The organism is Pseudoroseomonas cervicalis (assembly GCF_030818485.1).
GTDB lineage: Bacteria > Pseudomonadota > Alphaproteobacteria > Acetobacterales > Acetobacteraceae > Pseudoroseomonas > Pseudoroseomonas cervicalis_A.
The window spans coordinates 736,313-755,810 of sequence record NZ_JAUTAJ010000004.1 but is presented as its reverse complement, the minus strand read 5'-3'; the positions used below and the strand labels follow the sequence as shown (position 1 = coordinate 755,810).

The window sequence follows — 19,498 nt, the reverse complement described above, 5'->3', positions numbered from 1 at the left end:
CAGAAACTTGTCCCCGGCCGGGATCCCGTCCGCGGCCGGGGCGCGGCGCCGGCGGCCGGCCCGGCGTCGGGCCGGGCCGTTCGGCGGGGCGGGACCAGGCCCGCCCCGCCCGCTCACATGCCGAGGGCGCGGCGGTAGAGGTCGAGCAGCGTCTCCTGCTCCTCCACCTCGGCCGGCTCCTGCTTGCGCAGGCGGATGATCTGGCGGATCACCTTGACCTCGAACCCGGCCGACTTCGCCTCGGCGAAGATGTCCTTGATGTCGTCGGCGAGCGCCTTGCGCTCCTCCTCCAGCCGCTCCACCCGCTCGATGATCGAGCGGAGCCGGTCCGCGGCGATGCCGCCGACCTCGGTGTCCTGTTCCTCGTGTTCCGCCGCGTCGGACATCAAGCCGCTCCGTAAGTTCCAGCGGCAAGCCCTTGGCCCGCCGCGCGATTTTCCCCAGGCAGGCCAGGCCCGCCCGAGGGCCGAGGCGGCGGGGTATAGCGCGGCCGGCGGCGGTTCCTCAATGGCGCAGTCTCGCGAGCGCCGCCCGGGGCCGGGACATGGCCGCCGGGCGGCAGCCCGGCCTCAATGGCCCGGGTTCTGCGCGGCGAAGGCCGCCTTCTGCTCCGGCGTCGCCTCCTTCTGGTGCTTCGCCTGCCACTCCTTATAGGGCATACCGTAGACGATCTCCCGCGCCGCCGGGTCCGGCAGGGCGATGCCGCGCGCCTCGGCGGCCTCGCGGTACCAGCGGCTGAGGCAGTTGCGGCAGAAGCCCGCCAGGTTCATCAGGTCGATATTCTGCACATCGCTGCGCTCGCGCAGATGCTCGACCAGGCGGCGGAAGGCGGCGGCCTCCAGCTCGGTGCGGGTGGCGGCGTCGATCTCAGGGGTCATGGCTCTGGCTCTCCTTGGCTGCCCCCAAATTGGGGTGGGAGGGGCATGGCTGCCAAGCACCCCTGCCCTTCGCCCTGCCCGCTCCCCATATCGGACCCGACCCGCCGGCCCGCGCGCCGGCCCCGCCTTCGCACCCCCTGTGGGAGCCATCATGATGATCCGCTATTCCGTCCTCGACCTCGCCCCGATCAAGCAGGGCGAGGAAGCCGCCGACGCCTTCCACCAGTCCCGCGAACTCGCCCAGCATGCCGAGGCACTGGGCTATCACCGCTTCTGGCTGGCCGAGCACCACAACATGCCCGGCATCGCCAGCGCCGCCACCGCCGTGGTGATCGGCCATGTGGCCGCCGGCACCCGCAGCATCCGCGTGGGCTCGGGCGGCATCATGCTGCCCAACCACGCGCCGCTGATGGTGGCCGAGCAGTTCGGCACGCTGAACGCGCTGTTCCCCGGCCGCATCGATCTCGGCCTCGGCCGCGCGCCCGGCACCGATATGCGCACCGCCCGCGCGCTGCGCCGCAACCTCTCCGGCGAGGCCGACAGCTTCCCCCAGGATGTGGTGGAGCTGCAGCAATGGTTCGCCCCGGTGCGGGACGGCCAGCCGGTGCGCGCCGTGCCCGGCGCCGGCATGGAGGTCCCGATCTGGCTGCTCGGCTCCAGCCTGTATTCGGCGCAACTGGCGGCGGCGCTCGGCCTGCCCTTCGCCTTCGCCTCGCATTTCGCGCCGCAGGCGATGATGCAGGCGCTGGAGATCTACCGCGAGGGCTTCCGCCCCTCGGCGCAGCTGGACAAGCCCTACAGCATGGCGGCGATGAACCTCTTCGCCGCCGAGACGGATGAGGAAGGCGCGCGCCTCTTCACCTCGCTGCAGCAGCAATTCCTCAACCTGCGGCGCGGCACGCCGGGCAAGCTGCCGCCGCCGGCCGAGGATGTGCCCGCCCTGCAGCGCGAGGCCGAATGGGCCGGCGTGGGCAATTCCCTCGCCTGCTCGGCGGTGGGCAGCCGGGAGACGGTGAAGCGCCAGATCGCCGAGTTCCTGGAGCGCACCCAGGTGGACGAGCTGATGCTGACCGGCATGATCTACGACCACGACGCCAGGCTGCGCTCCTACAGCATCGGCGCCGAGGTGTGCCGGGAGCTGATCGGGGAGCCGGTGGCCGGCTGAGGCTGGCAGCCAGAGCAAAAAGGCGCAGGGGAATGAATTCCCCTTTTTCTGTCGGCTGCCGGTCATGGCCGGGACGGGAGGCGCTCCACTTCGCCGGGCCGCTCCGGCCCAGCGAAGCGTCCCGCCTGGCCGGCAGACGGCGGCAGCCTGAAGGAAAGGGGGAAGAATTCATTCTTCCCCCCCGCATTCAGGCATTGCCCGACAGGTAATCCATCGCCGCCTTCACCCCGCCCGGCTGGTGCGGGACGCCGGCGATGCGCAGCCCCATCTCGACGCCGCTCAGCGTGCCCATCAGCGCCAGGTCGTTGAAATCGCCCAGATGGCCGATGCGGAACACCCGGTCGTTCAGCCGGCCCAGGCCATTGCCCAGGCTCATGTTGAACTTCTCCAGGATGGCGGCGCGCAGCGCATTGGCCGAATGCCCCTCCGGCAGCCGCACCGCGGTCAGCGCCGAGGAATAGTGCCGCGGATCTTCGCACTGCACCTCCAGGCCCCAGGCGCGCACGGCGCGGCGCGTCGCCTCGGCATGGCGGTCATGGCGGGCAAAGACATTCTGCAGCCCCTCGGCCAGCAGCAGGTCCAGCGCCGTGTCCAGCGCGTAGAGCATGTTGGTGGCCGGGGTGTAGGGGAAGTAGCCGGTGGCGTTGGAGGCCAGCATCGGCTTCCAGTCCCAGAAGCTGCGCGGCAGCTTGGCACTCTCCGACGCCTTCAGCGCCTTCGGGCTGATGGCATTGAAGGACAGGCCGGGCGGCAGCATCAGCCCCTTCTGGCTACCGGCGACGGTGACATCGACGCCCCATTCATCATGCCGGTAGTCGATGCTGCCGAGGGAGGAGATGGTGTCGACCAGCAGCAGCGCCGGGTGGCCGGCCTCGTCCAGCGCCGCGCGCACCTCGTCGATGCGGCTGGTGCAGCCGGTCGAGGTCTCATTGTGCACGACGCAGACCGCCTTGATGGCGTGGCCGGTATCGGCGCGCAGCTTCGCCGCGATGCCGGGCACATCCACCGCGCGGCGCCAATCGGTCTGGATCAGCTCCGGCTTCAGCCCCAGCCGCTCGGCCATCTCGCGCCAGAGGAAGGCGAACTGCCCGGTCTCGCACATCAGCACCGTGTCGCCGGGGGAGAGGGTGTTGACCAGCGCCGCTTCCCAGGCGCCGGTGCCGGAGGCCGGGTAGATGATCACCGGCTGGGTGGTCTGGAAGACGGCCTTGACCTTCTCCAGCAGCTGCTTGCCCAGCAGGCCGAAATCCGGGCCGCGATGGTCCATGGTCGGGTTGTCCAGCGCCCGCAGCACCTTGTCCGGCACATTGGTCGGGCCCGGGATCTGCAGGAAATGCCGGCCGGCGCTCGGCTTGGACTGGAAATAGGCCATGGATCTCTCCTCCCCTCGGGGTTCTGGCGATGGTCTTACGGGCCGTCCCATGTCCGGCGCCAATGAGTTCGCCTTGTCGGATTGATGAGCATTATAGATCGGACAGGGGGGCGCGCCCGCGCTAGGGTCCGCCCGGGACGACACACGCCAGGATTGCCGCATGAACGCCATCCATCACGCGAAGCATCGGCCGGGGGACAGCGCCCTGGCGGAGCGGCTGCGGCGCGAGACCGAGGGGGAAGTGAAATTCGCCCCCGCCGATCGCGGCCGCTACGCCACCGATGCCAGCATCTACCAGGTGGAGCCGATCGGCGTTCTGGTGCCGAAGACCATCGCCGATGTCGAGGCCGCCATGGCGATCTGCCGGGCGGAGGGCGTGCCGGTGCTGCCGCGCGGCGGCGGCACCAGCCAGTGCGGCCAGACGGTGAATCGGGCCCTGGTGCTGGACTGCACCAAGCATCTGCGCCGCGTGCTGGCGGTGGACGAGGAAGCCGGCACCGCCTGGGTGGAACCCGGCATCACCCTCGGCGCCCTGAACGACAGCCTGAAGAGCCGGAAGAAATTCTTCCCCGTCGATCCCTCCACCTGGGCGCGCTGCACCATCGGCGGCATGGCCGGCAACAATTCCTGCGGCAGCAAGTCGATCCGCTACGGGCTGATGGCGGACAATGTGCTCGCGGTCGACGCCATCCTGCCGGACGGCCAGCGCCATGTCTTCGGCGCGGCGCTGGAGGCGGGGGCGGAGACGCCGGAGAGTGTCGCCACCCTGCTGCGCGCGCTGGAGGCGCTCGGCACGCGCGAGGCGGCGGAGATCGCCGCGCGCTTCCCGAAGCAGCTGCGCCGCGTCGGCGGCTACAACATCGATGCGCTGACGCCGGAGGCGCGCGCGTCGGGCCGCGGCAACCTCGCCCGCTTGCTGGTGGGCAGCGAGGGGACCCTCGCCTTCTCCGCCGCGCTGCAGCTGAAGCTGTCGCCCATCAAGCCGCGCAAGGTGCTGGGCATCTGCCAGTTCCCGAGCTTCCGCGCCGCCATGGCGGCCAGCGAGCATCTGGTGACGCTGAACCCCGAGGCGGTCGAGCTGGTCGATCGCACCATGATCGATCTCGGCCGTTCCATCCCGATCTACCGCGCCACCATCGACCGCATCGTGCTGGGCGAGCCGGACTCGCTGCTGATCGTCGAATTCCATGGCGATGACGATGCCGCGCTGCTGGGCGAGCTGGACCGGCTGGACGAGATGATGGGCGATCTCGGCTATCCGGGCGCCGTGGTGCGCGCGACCGAGGCCGGTTTCCAGGCCGCCATCGCCGAGGTGCGCGAGGCGGGCCTCAACATCATGATGAGCATGAAGGGCGACGGGAAGCCGGTCTCCTTCATCGAGGACACCGCCGTCGACCTGCCGGACCTCGCCGACTACACCGAGCGGCTCAATGAGGTGTTCGAGCGGCACGGCACCAAGGGCACCTGGTACGCCCATGCCAGCGTCGGCTGCCTGCATGTCCGCCCCGTGCTGAACATGAAGCAGGGCGAGGATGTCGCGAAGATGCGCGCCATCGCCGAGGAATGCTTCGCGCTTGTCCGCGAATACAAGGGCAGCCATTCCGGCGAGCATGGCGACGGCATCGTCCGCAGCGAGTTCCACGAGGCGATGTTCGGCAGCCGCATCGTGCGCGCCTTCGAGGCGGTGAAGGACGCCTTCGATCCGGCCGGGCTGATGAATCCCGGCCGCGTCGTCCGCCCGCCGCGCATGGATGACCGCAGCCTGTTCCGCTACCCGCCCGACTACCGCGCCGACCCCGCGGTGACGCCGGCGCTGGACTGGTCCGCCTGGCCGGGGCCGCAGGGCGGTTTCCTCGGCGCGGTGGAGATGTGCAACAACAACGGCACCTGCCGGAAATTCGACGCCAATGTCATGTGCCCCTCCTACCGCGTCACGCGGGACGAGCAGCATCTGACGCGCGGCCGCGCCAACACGCTGCGCCTGGCGCTGACCGGGCAGCTCGGCCCCGACGCGCTGGCCGGCGAGGAGGTGGCGGAGGCGCTCTCCCTCTGTGTCTCCTGCAAGGGCTGCAAGCGCGAATGCCCGACCGGCGTCGACATGGCGAAGATGAAGATCGAGGTGCAGCACGCCCGCGCCCGCAGGCACGGGCTGTCGCTGAAGGACCGGCTGATCGCCTCGCTGCCGCGCTGGGCGCCCTGGGCCAGCCGCGCCCCCTGGCTGCCGGCGCTGCGCGACCGCGTGCCGCTTTTGGCGAAGCTGTCGGAGCGCTTCCTCGGCCTCGCCGCCGGGCGCAGCCTGCCGCATTTCAGCCCCCGCCCCTTCCGCGATGCCGAGGCGGTGACGGCCGGGCCGAAGCGCGAGGTGCTGCTCTTCGCCGACAGCTTCAACCGCTCCATGGAGCCCGAGGTGCTGCGCGACGCGGTGCTGGTGCTGGGCCGGGCGGGCTACCGCGTGCGGCCGGCGCGCGCCGCCTCCGGCCGGCCGCTCTGCTGCGGCCGCTCCTACCTCGCCGCCGGCATGGTCGACCGCGCGCGGGAGGAGGCGCGCCGCACGCTGGAGGCGCTCTCCGCCAGCGACGCGCCGGTGATCGGGCTGGAACCCTCCTGCCTGACCACGCTGCGCGACGAGTTTCTGTCGCTGTTGCCGGGCGAGGAGAGCCGCAAGCTGGCGGACCGCGCCATGCTGCTGAGCGAGTTCCTGGCGAAGGAGGGCGACCAGCTGCCGCTGCACGCCACCGGCACGGCGCGAGCGCATATCCATGGCCATTGCCACCAGAAGGCCTTCGGCGCCTTCCCCGCCGCCGTGCAGGTCCTGCGGAAAATCCCGGGGCTGGAGGTGACGCCGATCGCCTCTTCCTGCTGTGGCATGGCCGGCAGCTTCGGCTATGAGGCGAAGAACCTGGAGACCAGCAAGGCCATGGCCGAACTTTCCCTCATGCCCGCCATCCGCGCCGCCGGCGCGGAGGATGTCATCATCGCCGATGGCACCTCCTGCCGGCACCAGATCCGCGATCTCTCGGGCCGCACGGCGCTGCATTCGGTGCAGCTCCTGGCGCGCGCGCTGCGCCCGCAATGAGCGGCCCGGAGATGAGCGCGGCGCTGGAGATCCTGGAATTCTGGTTCCAGGGCGATGCGACGGTGATGCGCGAGGCCTGGTTCCGCCGCGACGATACCTTCGACGAGGCCATCCGCCAGCGCTTCAGCGCGCTGGTGGTGCCGGCGCGGGAGGGCGCGCTGGATGGCTGGGCGGCGGCGCCCGAGGGCACGCTGGCGCTGCTGATCCTGCTCGACCAGTTCCCGCGCAACCTGTTCCGCGGCAGCGCGGAGGCCTTCGCCAGCGACGCGCATGCCCGCGCCATCGCCCGCCGCGCGGTGCTGGAGCAGGGCCAGGACCGCGCCCTGCACCCGGTGCAGCGCGTCTTCCTGTACCTGCCCTTCGAGCATTCGGAGGCGATGGCGGATCAGGACCTGTCGGTGGCCCTGTTCGAGGGGTTGCGCGACCATGCGCCGCATCGCGGCGCGGGTGGCGTCATCGACTATGCCTGGCGGCACCGCGCCGTGGTGGCGCGATTCGGCCGCTTCCCCCATCGCAACGCGACGCTCGGCCGGGCGAGCAGCGCCGCCGAGGCCGCCTATCTGGCGCAGCCGGGCGCCGGCTTCTGAGCCCGCGTTGCAGCGGTTTCCCTTCACAAAAACGTAACCGTTGTCGCATGCAACGCGCCGCCGCGGCGCGTTGCGGCGCAGCGAATCGGCAGGGGCCAAGCCTGCAACCCTTGAAACGCCTGCGCATCGTCCGGAAAAACTGGCAAGCGTAAAAGGCGGTTAGGACCCGCTCTTGAGAGTTCGGATCAGCACCGAAGCCAGATTGTGGCTATTCTGCCACAAGGGGGTTCCGTTGCAGAACCGGTCCGAAACTGCGCGGTGAAACTGTGGTTTTCCCTGCGCCCGTCGAATGGGTTGCTAGGGAACAAACACATGTCATTCCGCCGTCTGCTGCTCGCAGCCACCATCCTCGCCACCCCCGCCGTCGCCATGGCTCAGGAGGCTTCCTCCCCCTGGTATTCCGGCTTCGTGCCCAACCCCGCCGCGCAGCCGGTGACGGGCGTCTATATCGGTGCCGGCGCCGGCTGGAACCACTCCGACGCCCGCGGCCTGAACTCGCTGGGCGGCAACGGCTCCTACTTCGCCAACAACAACCGCAACCGGCAGGGCAATCTCGGCTTCGAGGAAGGCTTCGTCGGCGCCCTCTCGATCGGCTACGGCTTCGGCAACGGCTTCCGCACCGAGATCGAGGGCAATTACCGCTACAACAATGTCGACCGCATGGGCGGCTTCCAGGGCCGCGCCGGTGGCCCGGGCGTCGGCATGCGCGGCATCGATGGTGAGCAGCAGCAGTACGGCGTGATGCTGAACGCCTTCTACGACTTCCAGCTGCCGCGCTGGTTCCCGAACATGCCGGTGGCGATGGTGCCGTATATCGGCGGTGGCGTGGGCTGGATCTGGACCGATCTCGACGCGCGCGGCACGCAGATCGGCGCGCCGGGCAACACCGTGCGCATCGACGACACGGTCGGCCAGTTCGCCTATCAGGGCATCGCCGGCGTGGCCTTCCCGATCGAGTCCGCCCCGGGCCTGTCGCTGACCCTCGAATATCGCTACACCGGCGCGCTGCAGAGCCACTACAAGGGCCGCACCGTGGCCGCCAACGGCGCCACCGTCGGCACCGGCCGCTTCGAGGCCGACCAGCTGCACAACCATTCGGTGATGGTCGGCCTGCGCTACGCCTTCAACCAGCCGACCCCGCCGGCCCCGGTGCCGGTCGCGGCCCCGGCGCCCGCCGCCGCCCCGGCCCCGGCCCGCACCTACCTGGTGTTCTTCGACTTCGACCGCGCCGACCTGACGGACCGTGCCCGCCAGATCATCAGCGAGGCCGCGCAGAACTCCGCCCGCACCCAGACGACCCGCATCGAGGTGGCCGGCCATGCCGACCGCTCGGGTTCGCCGCAGTACAACCAGCGCCTGTCGCAGCGTCGCGCCGACGCCGTGGCCGCCGAGCTGGTCCGCCTGGGCGTCAACCGCTCGGCCATCACGGTCCAGGCCTTCGGCGAGAGCCGTCCGCTGGTCCCGACCGCCGATGGTGTGCGCGAGCCGCAGAACCGCCGCGTCGAGATCGTGCTGCGCTAAGCAGCCCGCGATCGCGACCGGAGAGAGGGGGCGCCGCAAGGCGCCCCTTTTTTCATGCGGCGCCCCCGCCGGCAGCGCGGCCCGGCCGGCGCCATGCAACCCTGCCGCCCGCCCATCGCTCTCAGTCCGCCATCGCCCCCTGCCCGCCACCCCGCCGCCGCGGCCCCGCGCCGCCCGCCCCGACCCGAGGAGCCCCGCCGATGCGCCTGCCGGCCCTGCTGCTCGCCGCGCTGCTGCTCGGTGCCTGCGATGGCGATCCGGGCGGGGTGCGGCATCTGGTCGAGGCCCCCGCCGCCCGGCCGATCCAGGTGGAGACCGAGGCCGGCCCGGTGCAGGGTGTCGCCGCGCCGGAGGGCCAGGCCTTCCTGAACATCCCCTTCGCCGCGCCGCCCACCGGCCCCCGCCGCTGGCTGCCGCCCGCGCCGCCCGAGCCCTGGAGCGCGCCGCGCGACGCCACGCGCCTCGGCCCCGGCTGCCTGCAGAATTTCAGCCCGGCCTATCTGCAGGGGCAGACCGCCACCTGGATGCAGGCGGGCGAGGAGGATTGCCTCAACCTGAATGTCTACGCCCCCGCCACCGCCCGGCCGGGCGAGCGCCTGCCGGTGATGGTCTGGCTCTATGGCGGCGGGCTGGTGGTGGGCAGCAACCGGCAATACGACCTCAGCCGCCTGGCCGAGAGCCAGCGCGTGGTCCTGGTGGCGCCGAACTACCGGCTGGGGGCGCTGGGCTTCCTGGCGCATCCGGCGCTGCGCGCGGCGGCGGGCGGCGCCGCCAATCTCGGCCTGCTGGACCAGCAGGCGGCCTTGCGCTGGGTCCAGCGCAACATCCCCCGCTTCGGCGGCGATCCGGACAATGTCACCCTGTTCGGGGAATCTGCCGGCGCCTGGAGCGCCTGCCTGCAGCTGGCCTCGCCCGGCGCGGCGGGGCTGTTCCACCGCGCCATCCTGCAGAGCGGCGCCTGCCAGACCGCCTTCTCCACCCTGCCGCTGGCCGAGGCCGAGGCGGCGGGCCTGGCCTATGCCGAGGCGCTGGGCTGCGGCCCGGCCGCCGACGCCGCGGCGCAACCCCGCCAGGCCGAATGCCTGCGCGGCCAGGCGGCGCGGGCGCTGGCCGGCCAGCCGCATCCGGCGCGCGGGCTGATGGGCCCGACCAGCTGGGGCGCCATCGCCGGCGACAGCGTGCTGCCGCTGGCCCCCGCCGAGGCCATCGCGCAGGGCCGCATCCACCGCGTGCCGGTGCTGCTCGGCTACAATGCCGAGGAGGGGCGGCTGTTCGGCGTGCTCTACCGCCTGACCGGCGAGCTGTTCAGCGAGGAGAGCCATCGCCGCGCCGTCACCCGCCTGTTCGGCGCGCTGGCGCCGCAGGCGCTGGCCGCCTACCCGCCCGGGCTGGAGGCCAATGAGGCGCTGAGCTTCGCCCGGCTGGTCACCGATGCGGTCTTCGCCTGCCCGACCCTGGCCCTGGCCGAGCGGCTGGCGCCGCTGCTGCCGGTGCGCGCCTATCTGTTCGACGATCCGGCGGCGCCGTCGCGCCTGCCCGCTCTGCCGCTGCTGCCGCCGCTCGGCGCCTATCATGCCGGGGAGATCGCCTTCGTGCTGGGCAGCGCCTGGGCGCTGGCCGACCCGGCGGCGATGAGCCCGGCGCAGCGCGCCCTGTCGCGCGGCATGCAGGCGGCCTGGGGCCGCTTCGCCGGCCTGGGCGATCCCGACGCCCCGGCCGGGACGCCGGAGGCGCTGCCCGCCTGGCCGCTCTGGCAGCCGGGCGCGCCGCGGCTGATGCGGCTGCGCCCCGGCGGCAGCGGGATGATCCCGCCACCGCTCGGGGCGCATCGCTGCGCGGCCTGGGCCGCGCTGAATTTCTGACGCGGGGCGTCCGGGCCGGCGGGCGGGGGCCCGCCATGCCCTGCGCCGCTACTGCACCCGGGCCGGCGGGGCGCCGGGCGGGTCGCCCACCGGCGGGATGCCGGGCGCGTCCGGCGTCGGCTGGTCCGGGCCGGGCGGCTCGTCGATCGGCGGCTCCGGCAGGTCGGGGCCGGGCGTCTCGGGCGCCGGCGGCGGCACCGGGCTTGGCGGGTCGCTGGGGGGGATCGGCGTCTGCGACCACAGGATGGTGCCGATCGGGATCAGGCGCGCCGCGCCGCGGGGGGACAGGTTGGGCATGGAGTTCTCCCTTGCTGCAGGGAAAAGGTCCGGCCTGTGCCCTGGTTGCCACAGGCACCGCGGAAACTTGCACTCACGGCACCGTGAGGCGCATTCTATCGTGGCGTTTTTGTTGCGATGCACAATAATGTCGATCGAGTGACGGAGGAAGTCCAAGGCAACGCCCGCCCCCTGGAGGACGCATGCGCCGCCGCCACTTTCTCCGCCTCGCCCCGGCCGGGTTGCTGGCCGCCCCCGCCCTGCTCCGCAGCCCGCGCGCCCGTGCCGCCGCGCTGGAACCGGTCGATGTCGAGCTGGTGCTCGCCGTCGATGTCAGCCGCTCCGTCGACCCGGAGGAGCAGGAGCTGCAGTTCAACGGCTATGCCCAGGCCTTCCGCGATCCGCGCCTGACCGAGGGCATCGCGCGCGGCGCGATCGGCGCCATCGCCGTCACCTTCTTCACCTGGTCGGACTGGAACATCCAGGAGCTGCTGGTGCCCTGGATGCGGGTCGACGGCCCGGCCAGCGCCGCCCGCTTCGCCGCCGCCATCGACGCGGCGCCGCGGCGGACGCATCTCTACACCTCGATCTCGGGCGCCATCGACTATGCCGCCGGCCTGTTCGGCCAGGGCTATGAGGGCACGCGCCAGGTGGTCGACATCTCCGGCGACGGGGTGAACAATTCCGGCCGCCCGCTGGCCCAGGCGCGGGAGGAGGCGCTGCAGCGCGGCATCGTGCTGAACGGGCTGGCGGTGCTGGACAAGACCCCGCCCCCGGCGCAATTCGCCGCGCTGAACCCGCCGCTCGACGAATATTACCGCGACCAGGTGATCGGCGGCCCCGGCGCCTTCCTGATGGTGGCCGAGGGCTTCACCGCCTTCGAGAATGCGGTGCGCCGCAAGATCATCCGCGAGATCGCGCTGAACGCGCCGCCGGGCCCGCTGGTCGAGCGCGCCTTCGCCTGAGGCGGGGCGCTGGGCGGCCATCGCCTGGCGTCCATTGCCTGGCGCCCATTGCCTGGCGCCCATTGCCTGGCGCCCGGGGCATGAAGGGCGGAGCGGGCCGTTGCAGGGGGCACGGCCCGCCCGACCCGATACCCGACAGCGCCCGGGCGCGACCGGCCCCGGCCAGGGCCGGCCTGCCCCGCTTTCGCCGCACCCCTTCCCTGCCTTGACGGCCCCTGGCGCGCCGCCACGCCCAGGCGCATGCTTCGCCTCCCGCCCGGTCGCCCCAACCTTGCCAGGAGGACAACGCCCCGCATGCCTCAGGATACCGATGGCCTGCCGCCGCCACAGCGGCGCTGGGCGGTTCTCGCGCTCGCCGTCTCCATCGCCATGGCGGTGATGGATTCCTCCATCGCCAATGTCGCCCTGCCGGCCATCGCGGCCGATCTGCGGGTCTCCTCCTCCGAGGCGATCATGGTGGTGAACGCCTACCAGATCGCCATCGTCGTCTCGCTGCTGCCGCTGGCCTCGCTGGGCGAGCTGGTGGGGCATGAGCGGGTCTACCGCACCGGCCTGGCCATCTTCACCATCGCCTCCTTCTTCTGCGCGCTGTCGGATTCGCTGACCGGCCTGGTCGCGGCGCGGGTGGTGCAGGGCTTCGGCGCGGCCGGGCTGATGAGCGTCAACACCGCGCTCGTCCGCTACATCTATCCGCAGCGCCTGCTCGGCCAGGGGGTGGGCATCAACGCGCTGGTGGTGGCCTTTTCCTCGGTGCTGGGGCCGAGCGTCGCCGCCGCCATCCTGGGCGTCGCGCACTGGCCCTGGATCTTCGCCGTCAACCTGCCCCTGGGCTGCCTGGCCCTGCTGCTGGCGCTGCGCTTCCTGCCGCAGACGCCGCGCGCCGGGCGCCGCTTCGACGCCGCCTCCGCCCTGCTCAGCGCCGCCACCTTCGGCCTGGTGATGACGGCGCTGGAGCAGTTCTCGCATGGCGCGCCCGCCTGGGCCTGGGGCGGGCTGCTGGCGGGCGGCATCCTGGCCGGCATCGCGCTGGTGCGGCGGCAGAGCGGCCGCCCGGCGCCGCTGCTGCCGGTGGACCTGCTGCGCATCCCGGTCTTCAGCCTGTCGGTCGCCACCTCCATCGCCTCCTTCGCGGCGCAGATGCTGGCCTTCGTGGCGCTGCCCTTCTACCTGCAGCACAATCTCGGCCGCAGCCAGGTGGAGACCGGGCTGCTGATGACACCCTGGCCGCTGGTGCTGATCGTCGTCTCGCCGCTGGCCGGCCGCGCCTCGGACCGCATCCCCGCCGGCCTGCTGGGCGGCGTCGGGCTGGTGCTGATGGCGATCGGCCTCGCCTCGCTGGCCGCGCTGCCCGACGCGCCGAGCGCCTTCGACCTCGGCTGGCGCATCGCGCTCTGCGGCCTCGGCTTCGGCCTGTTCCAGAGCCCGAACAACCGCACCCTGCTCTCCTCCGCCCCGCGCGAGCGCAGCGGCGGCGCCAGCGGCATGCTCTCCACCGCAAGGCTGCTCGGCCAGACCAGCGGTGCGGCGCTCGGCGCGCTCACCCTGCGCCTGGCCGGGGAGGACGGGCCGATCCTGGCGCTGACGGTTGCCTCTTGCATTGCCGGCGCCGCCGCCCTCATCAGCTTCTCCCGCCTGTCCGCGCCGCGCCGCGCCTAGACTGAAAGTCCGCTTCGATGTCCAGCCTGCCCCCCCGCCCCTCGCCCGAGCGCCTCGCCGAGGAGATCCTGCGCCAGACCGCGGCGCGCGGCCCCGGCAGCTCCATCTGCCCGAGCGAGGTGGCCCGCGCCCTGGCGCCGGAGGAGACTTGGCGCAGCCTGATGACGCCGGTGCGCCATGCGGCGCTGCGGCTGCAGAAGGAGGGCCGGGTGGAGATCCTGCGCAAGGGCAAGCCGGTGCCGGCCGAGGAGGTGCGCGGCGTGATCCGCCTGCGCGCCCCGCATGAATCGTGACCGCACGCGCCTGACCCTCTCCCCGCCCGACCGCCGCCGCCGCGCCCCGCCGCGCGGCGCGGCCCCGCTTCGCCCAACCCCGCTTCTCCCGCGGCCGAACCCGCCGGCGCCGGCCGCGCGCCCCGGCCATGGCCGCAGCAGTGCCGGCCAGCCGCCGCCACGCCGCGCCGCCGGCTGAGCCCGGCCCCGCCCGCCGCGCACCCCGCGCCGGGCTTCCCTGCCCTGCCCTCCGCTTCCCTCCGACGAAAAGCCCTTCCCGATGCGCAGCCTCACCCCCTTCCTGCGGGATGCCTGGGCCCTGGCCCGCCCCTACTGGAACAGCGAGGAGCGCTGGCGGGCGCGCGCGCTGCTCGCCATCGTCATCCTGCTGAACCTGGCCCTGGTCGGCATGGGCGTGCTGCTCACCTACTGGCAGCGGGCCTTCTACAACGCGCTGGAAGCGAAGGATTTCAACGCCTTCACCCAGCTGATCCTGTGGGGCCATGGCGATGAGGACGGTTTCATGCCGGGCTTCACCCTGGTCGCCGCGATCTACATCCTGGTCGGCGTCTACGCCCTCTACCTGCAGCAGGCGCTGCAAATCCGCTGGCGCCGCTGGCTGACCGAGCGGTTCCTCACCGGCTGGCTGCAGGGCCGCGCCTATTACCGCATCAGCCTGACCGACCAGGGCACCGACAACCCCGACCAGCGCATCGCCGATGATATGCGCCTCTTCGTCGACGACAGCCTCGCCCTCGGCCTCGGGCTGATGAACGCGGTGGTGACGCTGCTCTCCTTCGTCTTCGTGCTCTGGGGCCTGTCCGGGCCGATGGAGGTGCTGGGCGTCTCGATCCCCGGCTACATGGTCTGGGTGGCGCTGGTCTATTCGGTGGTCGGCACCTTCCTGGCACACCGCATCGGCCGCAAGCTGATCGGGCTGAACTTCCTGCAGCAGCGCGTCGAGGCCGATTTCCGCTACGCCCTGGTGCGCTTCCGCGAGAACATGGAAGGCGTCGCCCTGCATGGCGGCGAGGCGCAGGAGCAGCGCGGCCTGCTCGCCCGCTTCGGCGCGGTGATCCAGAACTGGTGGGGCATCATGCGCGCCACCAAGCAGCTGACCTTCTTCACCTCGGGCTATGCGCAGCTGGCCGTCATCTTCCCGATCGTCGTCGCCGCCCCCGCCTATTTCGCCGGGCGCATGCCGCTGGGCGGGCTGATCCAGACCTCCTCCGCCTTCGGCGAGGTGCAGGGCGCCATGTCCTGGATCGTCACCAACTACGCCCGCCTGACCGAATGGCGCGCCACCGTGGAGCGCCTGACCGGCTTCCAGCGCGCCCTCTCCGCCGCCCATTCCGCCGCCGGCGAGGGCCTGGCCCGCCACCCCTCCCGCGACGGCGCGCTGCGCGCCGAGGCGCTGCGCCTGGCCCTGCCGGATGGCCGGGTCCTGGCCGAGGATGCGGCGCTCGGCCTGCAGCCGGGCGAGGCGGTGCTGGTCACCGGCGCCTCCGGCAGCGGCAAATCGACCCTGTTCCGGGCGCTGTCGGGCATCTGGCCCTTCGCCCGCGGCCAGCTCGCCATGCCGCCGGGCGACACGCTGTTCCTGCCGCAGCGGCCCTATCTGCCGCTCGGCACGCTGCGCGACGCCATCGCCTATCCGCATGCGGCGGCCGAATTCTCCGAAGCCCAGATCCTGGCGGCCCTCGACCAGGCCGGGCTCGGCGCCCTGGCGCCGCGGCTGGATGAGAGCGAGGCCTGGGACCGCCGCCTCTCCGGCGGCGAGCAGCAGCGCCTGGCCCTGGCCCGCGCTTTGCTGCTGAAGCCGCGCTGGCTGTTCCTCGACGAGGCCACCGCCTCGCTCGACCCGGAGGCGGAGGAGAACCTCTACGCCACGCTGCGGCGGCAGCTGCCGGAGACGGGCATCCTCTCCATCGCGCACCGGCCGGCCGTCGCACAGCATCATGACCGGGTGCTGCGTTTCGCCGAAGGCCGGCTGCAGGAACAGGAAAGAACAGGGGGCGCTGTCCCCTGAACCCCCGCCGGGGGGACAGGGTCCCCCCGGACCCCGCCGTCAGGCGCTGCCGATCAGGATGCCGGTCAGCAGCACCAGCGCGCCGCCCAGCACCACCTGCAGGATCGCGCTGCCGAAGGGCGTCTCCATGTAGCGCCAGCGGATCCAGGCGATGGCGAACAGCTCCACCGCCACCACCAGCGCCGCCACCGCCGTCGCCGTCCAGAAATCGCCGATCAGGTAAGGCAGTGTGTGGCCCAGGCCGCCCAGCGCCGTCATCACCCCGCACACCGCGCCGCGCAGCCAGGGATGGCCGCGGCCGGTGATGGCGCCATCATCCGACAGCGCCTCGGTCAGCCCCATGCTGATGCCCGCCCCGGCCGAGGCCGCCAGCCCCACCAGCAGCGCATCGCCGGAATTCTGCGTGGCGAAGGCGGCGGCGAAGATCGGCGCCAGGGTCGAGACCGAACCATCGATCAGCCCCGCCAGCCCCGGCTGCACCACCTGCAGCAGCAGCATCCGCCGCGCCTCGACATCCTCGGCGCGGCGCACCCCCTCGGGCAGCGCCTCCGCCTCCAGCGCCGCGGCGCGCGCCTCATGCTTCTGCTCCACCTCGGCCAGGTCGCCCAGCAGGCGGCGGATCTCGACATCGCGCGCCCGCTCGGCGGGCGCGGGCATAGAAACGCCCGGCCTCGCGCTCCATCAGCGCCGCCTGGGCGCGCACCGTCTCCAGCCGCAGATCCGGCGCCAGCCAGACCGGGTGGCGCTTCAGGAAGCCGCGCACATCCTGGCGGGTGATGTAGGGCATCTCGGCGCCGAATTTCTGCTGGTACAGCGCCAGCAGCCGGTGCCGGTGGCCCTGCTCCTCCTCCGCCATGCCGTCGAACAGCGCGGCGGTGCCGGGATAGGCCGGGCGCAGCCGCAGCGCGAAGCTGCGATAGATGCGCGCATCCTCCTCCTCATTGGCGATGGCGAGGGCCAGGGTCTCGGCCTCGCTCAGCTCCTCGAAGCGCTTCATGATTCCGTCTCTCCTGCCGCGTTTTTCCGCCCACAGGCGCGGCGGGGCAAGCTGAAGATCAGAAAAGTTCAAATCTTTTCATGCGCTTAGAGCAAATGCGTGGCAATCGCAGCCGGGCTTCGCAAAGCCCCCTCCAGCGTCCAGTATCGCCGCCCGAACCGGAGGATGTTGCATGACCGCGCTGCTGAAGCCCGCCATCGACCATGTGGTGATCCATGTCGGCCCCGAGCTGGACCAGGCCGCGGCGCAATATGCGCGGCTCGGCTTCCAGCTGACCGAGCGCGGCCACCACTCCATGGGCTCCAGCAACAACCTGGCGATCTTCGGCACCGACTATCTGGAGCTGCTGGGCTATGAGCCCGCCCGCGCCACCAATCCGGGCGCGCTGTGGCAGATGCCGAACGGCCTGGGCGGGCTGGTGTTCAAGCCGACCGGCGATGCCGATTTCCGCGACCGCGTGGCGGCGGCCGGCCTGCCGGTCTCGGAAAGCCGCGAATTCACCCGCCCCGTCGCCCTGCCCGATGGCAGCACCCGCGACGCGCATTTCCGCGTGACGCATCTGGGCGCGGAGGTGGCCTTCAACGGCCGCGTCTTCTTCTGCCACCATTTCACGCCGGAGCTGGTCTGGCGCCAGGAATGGCAGCGCCACGCCAATGGCGTCACCGGCATCGCCGAGTTCGGCGTGGTCAGCAACGACCCCGCCCGCGCCATCGCCCCCTACGCCACGCTGTTCGGCGCCGATGCGGTGCAGGAGCTGCCGGGCGGCCGCGCCATCCTGGCCGCCGGCGGCGCCCGCCTGCTGGTGCTGCGGCCCGAGGCGGCGGCGCTACATTGGGGCGACGCCCTGCCGCCCCTGCCCGGGGATGGCACCGACCGCATGGTGGCGCTGACGCTGCGCGCCGAGCTCTCCGCCGCCGCCGCCGCGCTGCGCCAGGGTGGCATCACCCCGCTGGAGCAGCCGGGCCGGCTGACCGTGCGCGCCGCCGATGCCTGCGGCCTGGCGCTGAGCTTCGCCGGCTGAGGCTGCGGGGCGGGGCCGCCTGCCCCGCCTCAGCCGCGGAAGAAATCGGGCCGCGCCTGGCGGATCTGCGCGATCTCGCCCAGCGTGCCGGCGAAATGCGCGCGCAGCCGGGAGGCCGCCTGCGCCGCATCCCCGGCCAGGATGGCCTCCACCAGGGCGCGGTGCTCGGCCAGGATCGATTCCGCCTTGCCCGGCGCCGGCAGATGCAGCCGGCGCAGCCGGTCCAGATGCCCGCTGCGGCTCTGCACCAGCGCCCAGAGCGGCGCCTGGCCGGCCGCCTCGTACAGCGCCGCATGCAGCCCGTCATCGGCGGCGGCGAAGCCGGCATGGTCGCCGAGCAGCCCCTCCTGCCGCGCCAGCCAGCCCTGCAGCACCGCCGCCAGCCCGGGCGGCGCCTGCCGCGCCAGCCCGCGCACCAGCTCCAGCTCCAGCGCCAGGCGCAGGAAGCGCGCCTGGCCGGCGCTCTCCAGATCGATGCGCGCGACGCGGGTCGAGGCGCTCGGCACCACCTCGACCAGCCCTTCCGCCTGCAGCCGCAGCAGCGCCTCCCGCACCGGGGTCTGGCTGAGGCCGAGCTGCGCCGCCAGCGCGGCGCGGGACAGCACCGCGCCGGGCTCCAGGCTCAGCCCCAGGATGGCGGCGCGCAGGCTGGTGAAGGCCAGCTCGCCCGCGCTGGGGCGGCGGCCGATCGGCTGCAGCAGGGGCGGGGCGTCGTCGAGGGAAAGCGGCGGCATGGCGCCATGCTAGCGCCGTTTCGCGAAATCCGAAATATCGGCGGGTTGCCGTACAACATGATGTTCCGTACTCTCCGCCCAAGCGCCGCCCCGGAGGACGGCCGAGAAGGAGACGCCATGCCGAGCCCCCTGCCCCGTATCCTGGTGGCGCGCCGCCTGACCCCTGCCGCCACGGAGCGTGCCCGCCGCGACTTCGACGCGAAGCTGGCCGAGCAGGACATGACCGCGGAGGAAGCGATCGCCGCCGCCGCCGCGCATGGGGCCGAGGCGCTGCTGATCGGCCCCAAGGTGAAGCTGGACGAGGCCGCCATCGCCCGCCTGCCGGCGCATGTGAAGCTGATCGCCAACAGCAGCGTCGGCTATGACCATATGGACGCCGCCGCCGCCCGCGCCCGCGGCATCCTGGTGACCAACACCCCGGATGTGCTGACCGACTGCACCGCCGATCTCGCCTTCCTGCTGCTGCTGGCCGCCTGCCGCCGCGCCCATGAGTATGAGGCGCTGATGCGCCAGGGCTGGCGCAAGGGGCTCGGCCTGCCGGACATGCTGGGGGTGCGGCCCTCGGGCAAGACGCTCGGCATCGTCGGTATGGGGCGCATCGGCCGCGCCATGGCGCAGCGCGCCCGCGGCTTCGGCATGCGCATCCTCTACCACAACCGCAACCGCCTGGCGCCGGAGCTGGAGCAGGGCGCGGAATACTTCGCCTCGATGGCCGAGATGCTGCCGCATTGCCAGATCCTGTCGCTGCATCTGCCGGGCGGCGCGCAGAGCGGCGTGCTGATGGACCGCGCCGCCTTCGCCGCCCTGCCCAGGGGCGCCGTCTTCGTCAACACCGCGCGCGGCTCGCTGGTCGATGAGGAGGCGCTGCTGGAGGCGCTGACCAGCGGGCATCTCTTCGCCGCCGGGCTCGACGTGTTCCGCAAGGAGCCAGACTACGACACGCGCTTCGCGGCGCTGCCGAACGTGTTCCTGACGCCGCATGTGGCCAGCGCCACGCTGGAGACGCGCGACGCGATGGCGATGCGCGCCCTCGACAACATCGCGGCCGTCACGGCCGGCCGCCCCCCCATGGACCCCGTCTGAGGCC

General features: G+C 72.4%; 16 protein-coding genes and 1 pseudogene. 11 read left to right on the top strand and 6 right to left on the bottom strand.

Going from position 1 to position 19,498, the window contains the following annotated elements; translation table 11 throughout:
• Window positions 1-113 precede the first annotated feature (113 nt).
• The gene (locus QE401_RS07400) at window positions 114-386 is read right to left on the bottom strand and encodes a DUF2312 domain-containing protein (protein ID WP_007004228.1); all 273 of its coding nucleotides are present in this window, start codon (window positions 384-386) and stop codon (window positions 114-116) included.
• A 183-nt stretch (window positions 387-569) separates the two neighbouring features.
• Entirely contained in the window at window positions 570-878 is a 309-nt protein-coding gene (locus tag QE401_RS07395) for a DUF1244 domain-containing protein (RefSeq protein ID WP_307137600.1), read from the bottom strand.
• Between the two features lie 154 nt (window positions 879-1,032).
• On the opposite strand from QE401_RS07395, the gene QE401_RS07390 reads away from it, so the two are divergent.
• Window positions 1,033-2,043, top strand: a complete 1,011-nt coding sequence (locus QE401_RS07390; RefSeq protein ID WP_307137599.1) for an LLM class flavin-dependent oxidoreductase — start codon at window positions 1,033-1,035, stop codon at window positions 2,041-2,043.
• Between the two features lie 187 nt (window positions 2,044-2,230).
• Here QE401_RS07390 and QE401_RS07385 read toward each other — a convergent pair whose 3' ends face one another.
• Complete coding sequence (locus QE401_RS07385; protein ID WP_307137598.1) at window positions 2,231-3,415, bottom strand: pyridoxal-phosphate-dependent aminotransferase family protein; 1,185 nt, start codon at window positions 3,413-3,415, stop codon at window positions 2,231-2,233.
• 160 nt (window positions 3,416-3,575) lie between these two features.
• On the opposite strand from QE401_RS07385, the gene QE401_RS07380 reads away from it, so the two are divergent.
• The 4 genes from QE401_RS07380 to QE401_RS07365 all read left to right on the top strand — a co-directional run bounded on the left by QE401_RS07380 (window position 3,576) and on the right by QE401_RS07365 (window position 10,461).
• A complete protein-coding gene (locus tag QE401_RS07380; RefSeq protein WP_307137597.1) occupies window positions 3,576-6,491 on the top strand; it encodes an FAD-binding and (Fe-S)-binding domain-containing protein in 2,916 nt (971 codons plus the stop codon).
• A gap of 11 nt (window positions 6,492-6,502) precedes the next feature.
• Window positions 6,503-7,078: a DUF924 family protein gene (locus QE401_RS07375; protein WP_307137596.1), complete on the top strand. Its 576-nt coding sequence runs from the start codon at window positions 6,503-6,505 to the stop codon at window positions 7,076-7,078.
• A 312-nt stretch (window positions 7,079-7,390) separates the two neighbouring features.
• Entirely contained in the window at window positions 7,391-8,599 is a 1,209-nt protein-coding gene (locus tag QE401_RS07370; protein ID WP_307137595.1) for an OmpA family protein, read from the top strand.
• Between the two features lie 200 nt (window positions 8,600-8,799).
• Complete coding sequence (locus tag QE401_RS07365; protein ID WP_307137594.1) at window positions 8,800-10,461, top strand: carboxylesterase/lipase family protein; 1,662 nt, start codon at window positions 8,800-8,802, stop codon at window positions 10,459-10,461.
• Window positions 10,462-10,509: 48 nt separating this feature from the next.
• On the opposite strand, the gene QE401_RS07360 is transcribed toward QE401_RS07365, so the two are convergent.
• Window positions 10,510-10,758 carry a hypothetical protein gene (locus tag QE401_RS07360; RefSeq protein ID WP_307137593.1) on the bottom strand — a complete coding sequence of 83 codons (249 nt, stop codon included), beginning with the start codon at window positions 10,756-10,758 and terminating at the stop codon, window positions 10,510-10,512.
• A 182-nt stretch (window positions 10,759-10,940) separates the two neighbouring features.
• Between QE401_RS07360 and QE401_RS07355 the strand changes: the two genes are divergently transcribed.
• From QE401_RS07355 to QE401_RS07340, 4 genes are all read left to right on the top strand, one after another.
• Window positions 10,941-11,702 carry a DUF1194 domain-containing protein gene (locus QE401_RS07355; RefSeq protein WP_307137592.1) on the top strand — a complete coding sequence of 254 codons (762 nt, stop codon included), beginning with the start codon at window positions 10,941-10,943 and terminating at the stop codon, window positions 11,700-11,702.
• 294 nt (window positions 11,703-11,996) lie between these two features.
• Window positions 11,997-13,358, top strand: coding sequence for an MFS transporter (locus QE401_RS07350; RefSeq protein ID WP_307137591.1), 1,362 nt, complete (start codon window positions 11,997-11,999; stop codon window positions 13,356-13,358).
• A gap of 17 nt (window positions 13,359-13,375) precedes the next feature.
• Window positions 13,376-13,651 (top strand): DUF3253 domain-containing protein, encoded by a 276-nt coding sequence (locus tag QE401_RS07345; protein ID WP_307137590.1) that lies wholly within the window; start codon window positions 13,376-13,378, stop codon window positions 13,649-13,651.
• A 259-nt stretch (window positions 13,652-13,910) separates the two neighbouring features.
• Window positions 13,911-15,659, top strand: coding sequence for an ABC transporter ATP-binding protein/permease (locus QE401_RS07340; RefSeq protein ID WP_307137589.1), 1,749 nt, complete (start codon window positions 13,911-13,913; stop codon window positions 15,657-15,659).
• A gap of 39 nt (window positions 15,660-15,698) precedes the next feature.
• Here QE401_RS07340 and mbfA read toward each other — a convergent pair.
• Window positions 15,699-16,656, bottom strand: a pseudogene (gene mbfA / locus QE401_RS07335) (iron exporter MbfA).
• A 172-nt stretch (window positions 16,657-16,828) separates the two neighbouring features.
• Between mbfA and QE401_RS07330 the strand changes: the two are divergent.
• Complete coding sequence (locus tag QE401_RS07330) at window positions 16,829-17,677, top strand: VOC family protein (RefSeq protein ID WP_307137588.1); 849 nt, start codon at window positions 16,829-16,831, stop codon at window positions 17,675-17,677.
• 29 nt (window positions 17,678-17,706) lie between these two features.
• Here the strand turns inward: QE401_RS07330 and QE401_RS07325 are convergent, their stop codons facing one another.
• Window positions 17,707-18,411, bottom strand: coding sequence for a GntR family transcriptional regulator (locus QE401_RS07325; RefSeq protein WP_307137587.1), 705 nt, complete (start codon window positions 18,409-18,411; stop codon window positions 17,707-17,709).
• Between the two features lie 117 nt (window positions 18,412-18,528).
• Between QE401_RS07325 and QE401_RS07320 the strand changes: the two genes are divergently transcribed.
• Window positions 18,529-19,494, top strand: coding sequence for a 2-hydroxyacid dehydrogenase (locus tag QE401_RS07320; RefSeq protein WP_307137586.1), 966 nt, complete (start codon window positions 18,529-18,531; stop codon window positions 19,492-19,494).
• Window positions 19,495-19,498 lie beyond the last annotated feature (4 nt).

Excerpts from the sequence above, each read along its gene's own strand:
- QE401_RS07340 (WP_307137589.1), top strand. The coding sequence starts at position 13,911 with ATGCGCAGCCTCACCCCCTTCCTGCGGGATGCCTGGGCCCTGGCCCGC.
- QE401_RS07390 (WP_307137599.1), top strand. The coding sequence starts at position 1,033 with ATGATCCGCTATTCCGTCCTCGACCTCGCCCCGATCAAGCAGGGCGAG.
- QE401_RS07375 (WP_307137596.1), top strand. The coding sequence starts at position 6,503 with ATGAGCGCGGCGCTGGAGATCCTGGAATTCTGGTTCCAGGGCGATGCG.
- QE401_RS07385 (WP_307137598.1), bottom strand. The coding sequence starts at position 3,415 with ATGGCCTATTTCCAGTCCAAGCCGAGCGCCGGCCGGCATTTCCTGCAG.
- QE401_RS07380 (WP_307137597.1), top strand. The coding sequence starts at position 3,576 with ATGAACGCCATCCATCACGCGAAGCATCGGCCGGGGGACAGCGCCCTG.
- QE401_RS07330 (WP_307137588.1), top strand. The coding sequence starts at position 16,829 with ATGACCGCGCTGCTGAAGCCCGCCATCGACCATGTGGTGATCCATGTC.
- QE401_RS07400 (WP_007004228.1), bottom strand. The coding sequence starts at position 386 with ATGTCCGACGCGGCGGAACACGAGGAACAGGACACCGAGGTCGGCGGC.
- QE401_RS07320 (WP_307137586.1), top strand. The coding sequence starts at position 18,529 with ATGCCGAGCCCCCTGCCCCGTATCCTGGTGGCGCGCCGCCTGACCCCT.
- QE401_RS07345 (WP_307137590.1), top strand. The coding sequence starts at position 13,376 with ATGTCCAGCCTGCCCCCCCGCCCCTCGCCCGAGCGCCTCGCCGAGGAG.
- QE401_RS07350 (WP_307137591.1), top strand. The coding sequence starts at position 11,997 with ATGCCTCAGGATACCGATGGCCTGCCGCCGCCACAGCGGCGCTGGGCG.
- QE401_RS07395 (WP_307137600.1), bottom strand. The coding sequence starts at position 878 with ATGACCCCTGAGATCGACGCCGCCACCCGCACCGAGCTGGAGGCCGCC.
- QE401_RS07325 (WP_307137587.1), bottom strand. The coding sequence starts at position 18,411 with ATGCCGCCGCTTTCCCTCGACGACGCCCCGCCCCTGCTGCAGCCGATC.
- QE401_RS07365 (WP_307137594.1), top strand. The coding sequence starts at position 8,800 with ATGCGCCTGCCGGCCCTGCTGCTCGCCGCGCTGCTGCTCGGTGCCTGC.
- QE401_RS07370 (WP_307137595.1), top strand. The coding sequence starts at position 7,391 with ATGTCATTCCGCCGTCTGCTGCTCGCAGCCACCATCCTCGCCACCCCC.
- QE401_RS07360 (WP_307137593.1), bottom strand. The coding sequence starts at position 10,758 with ATGCCCAACCTGTCCCCCCGCGGCGCGGCGCGCCTGATCCCGATCGGC.
- QE401_RS07355 (WP_307137592.1), top strand. The coding sequence starts at position 10,941 with ATGCGCCGCCGCCACTTTCTCCGCCTCGCCCCGGCCGGGTTGCTGGCC.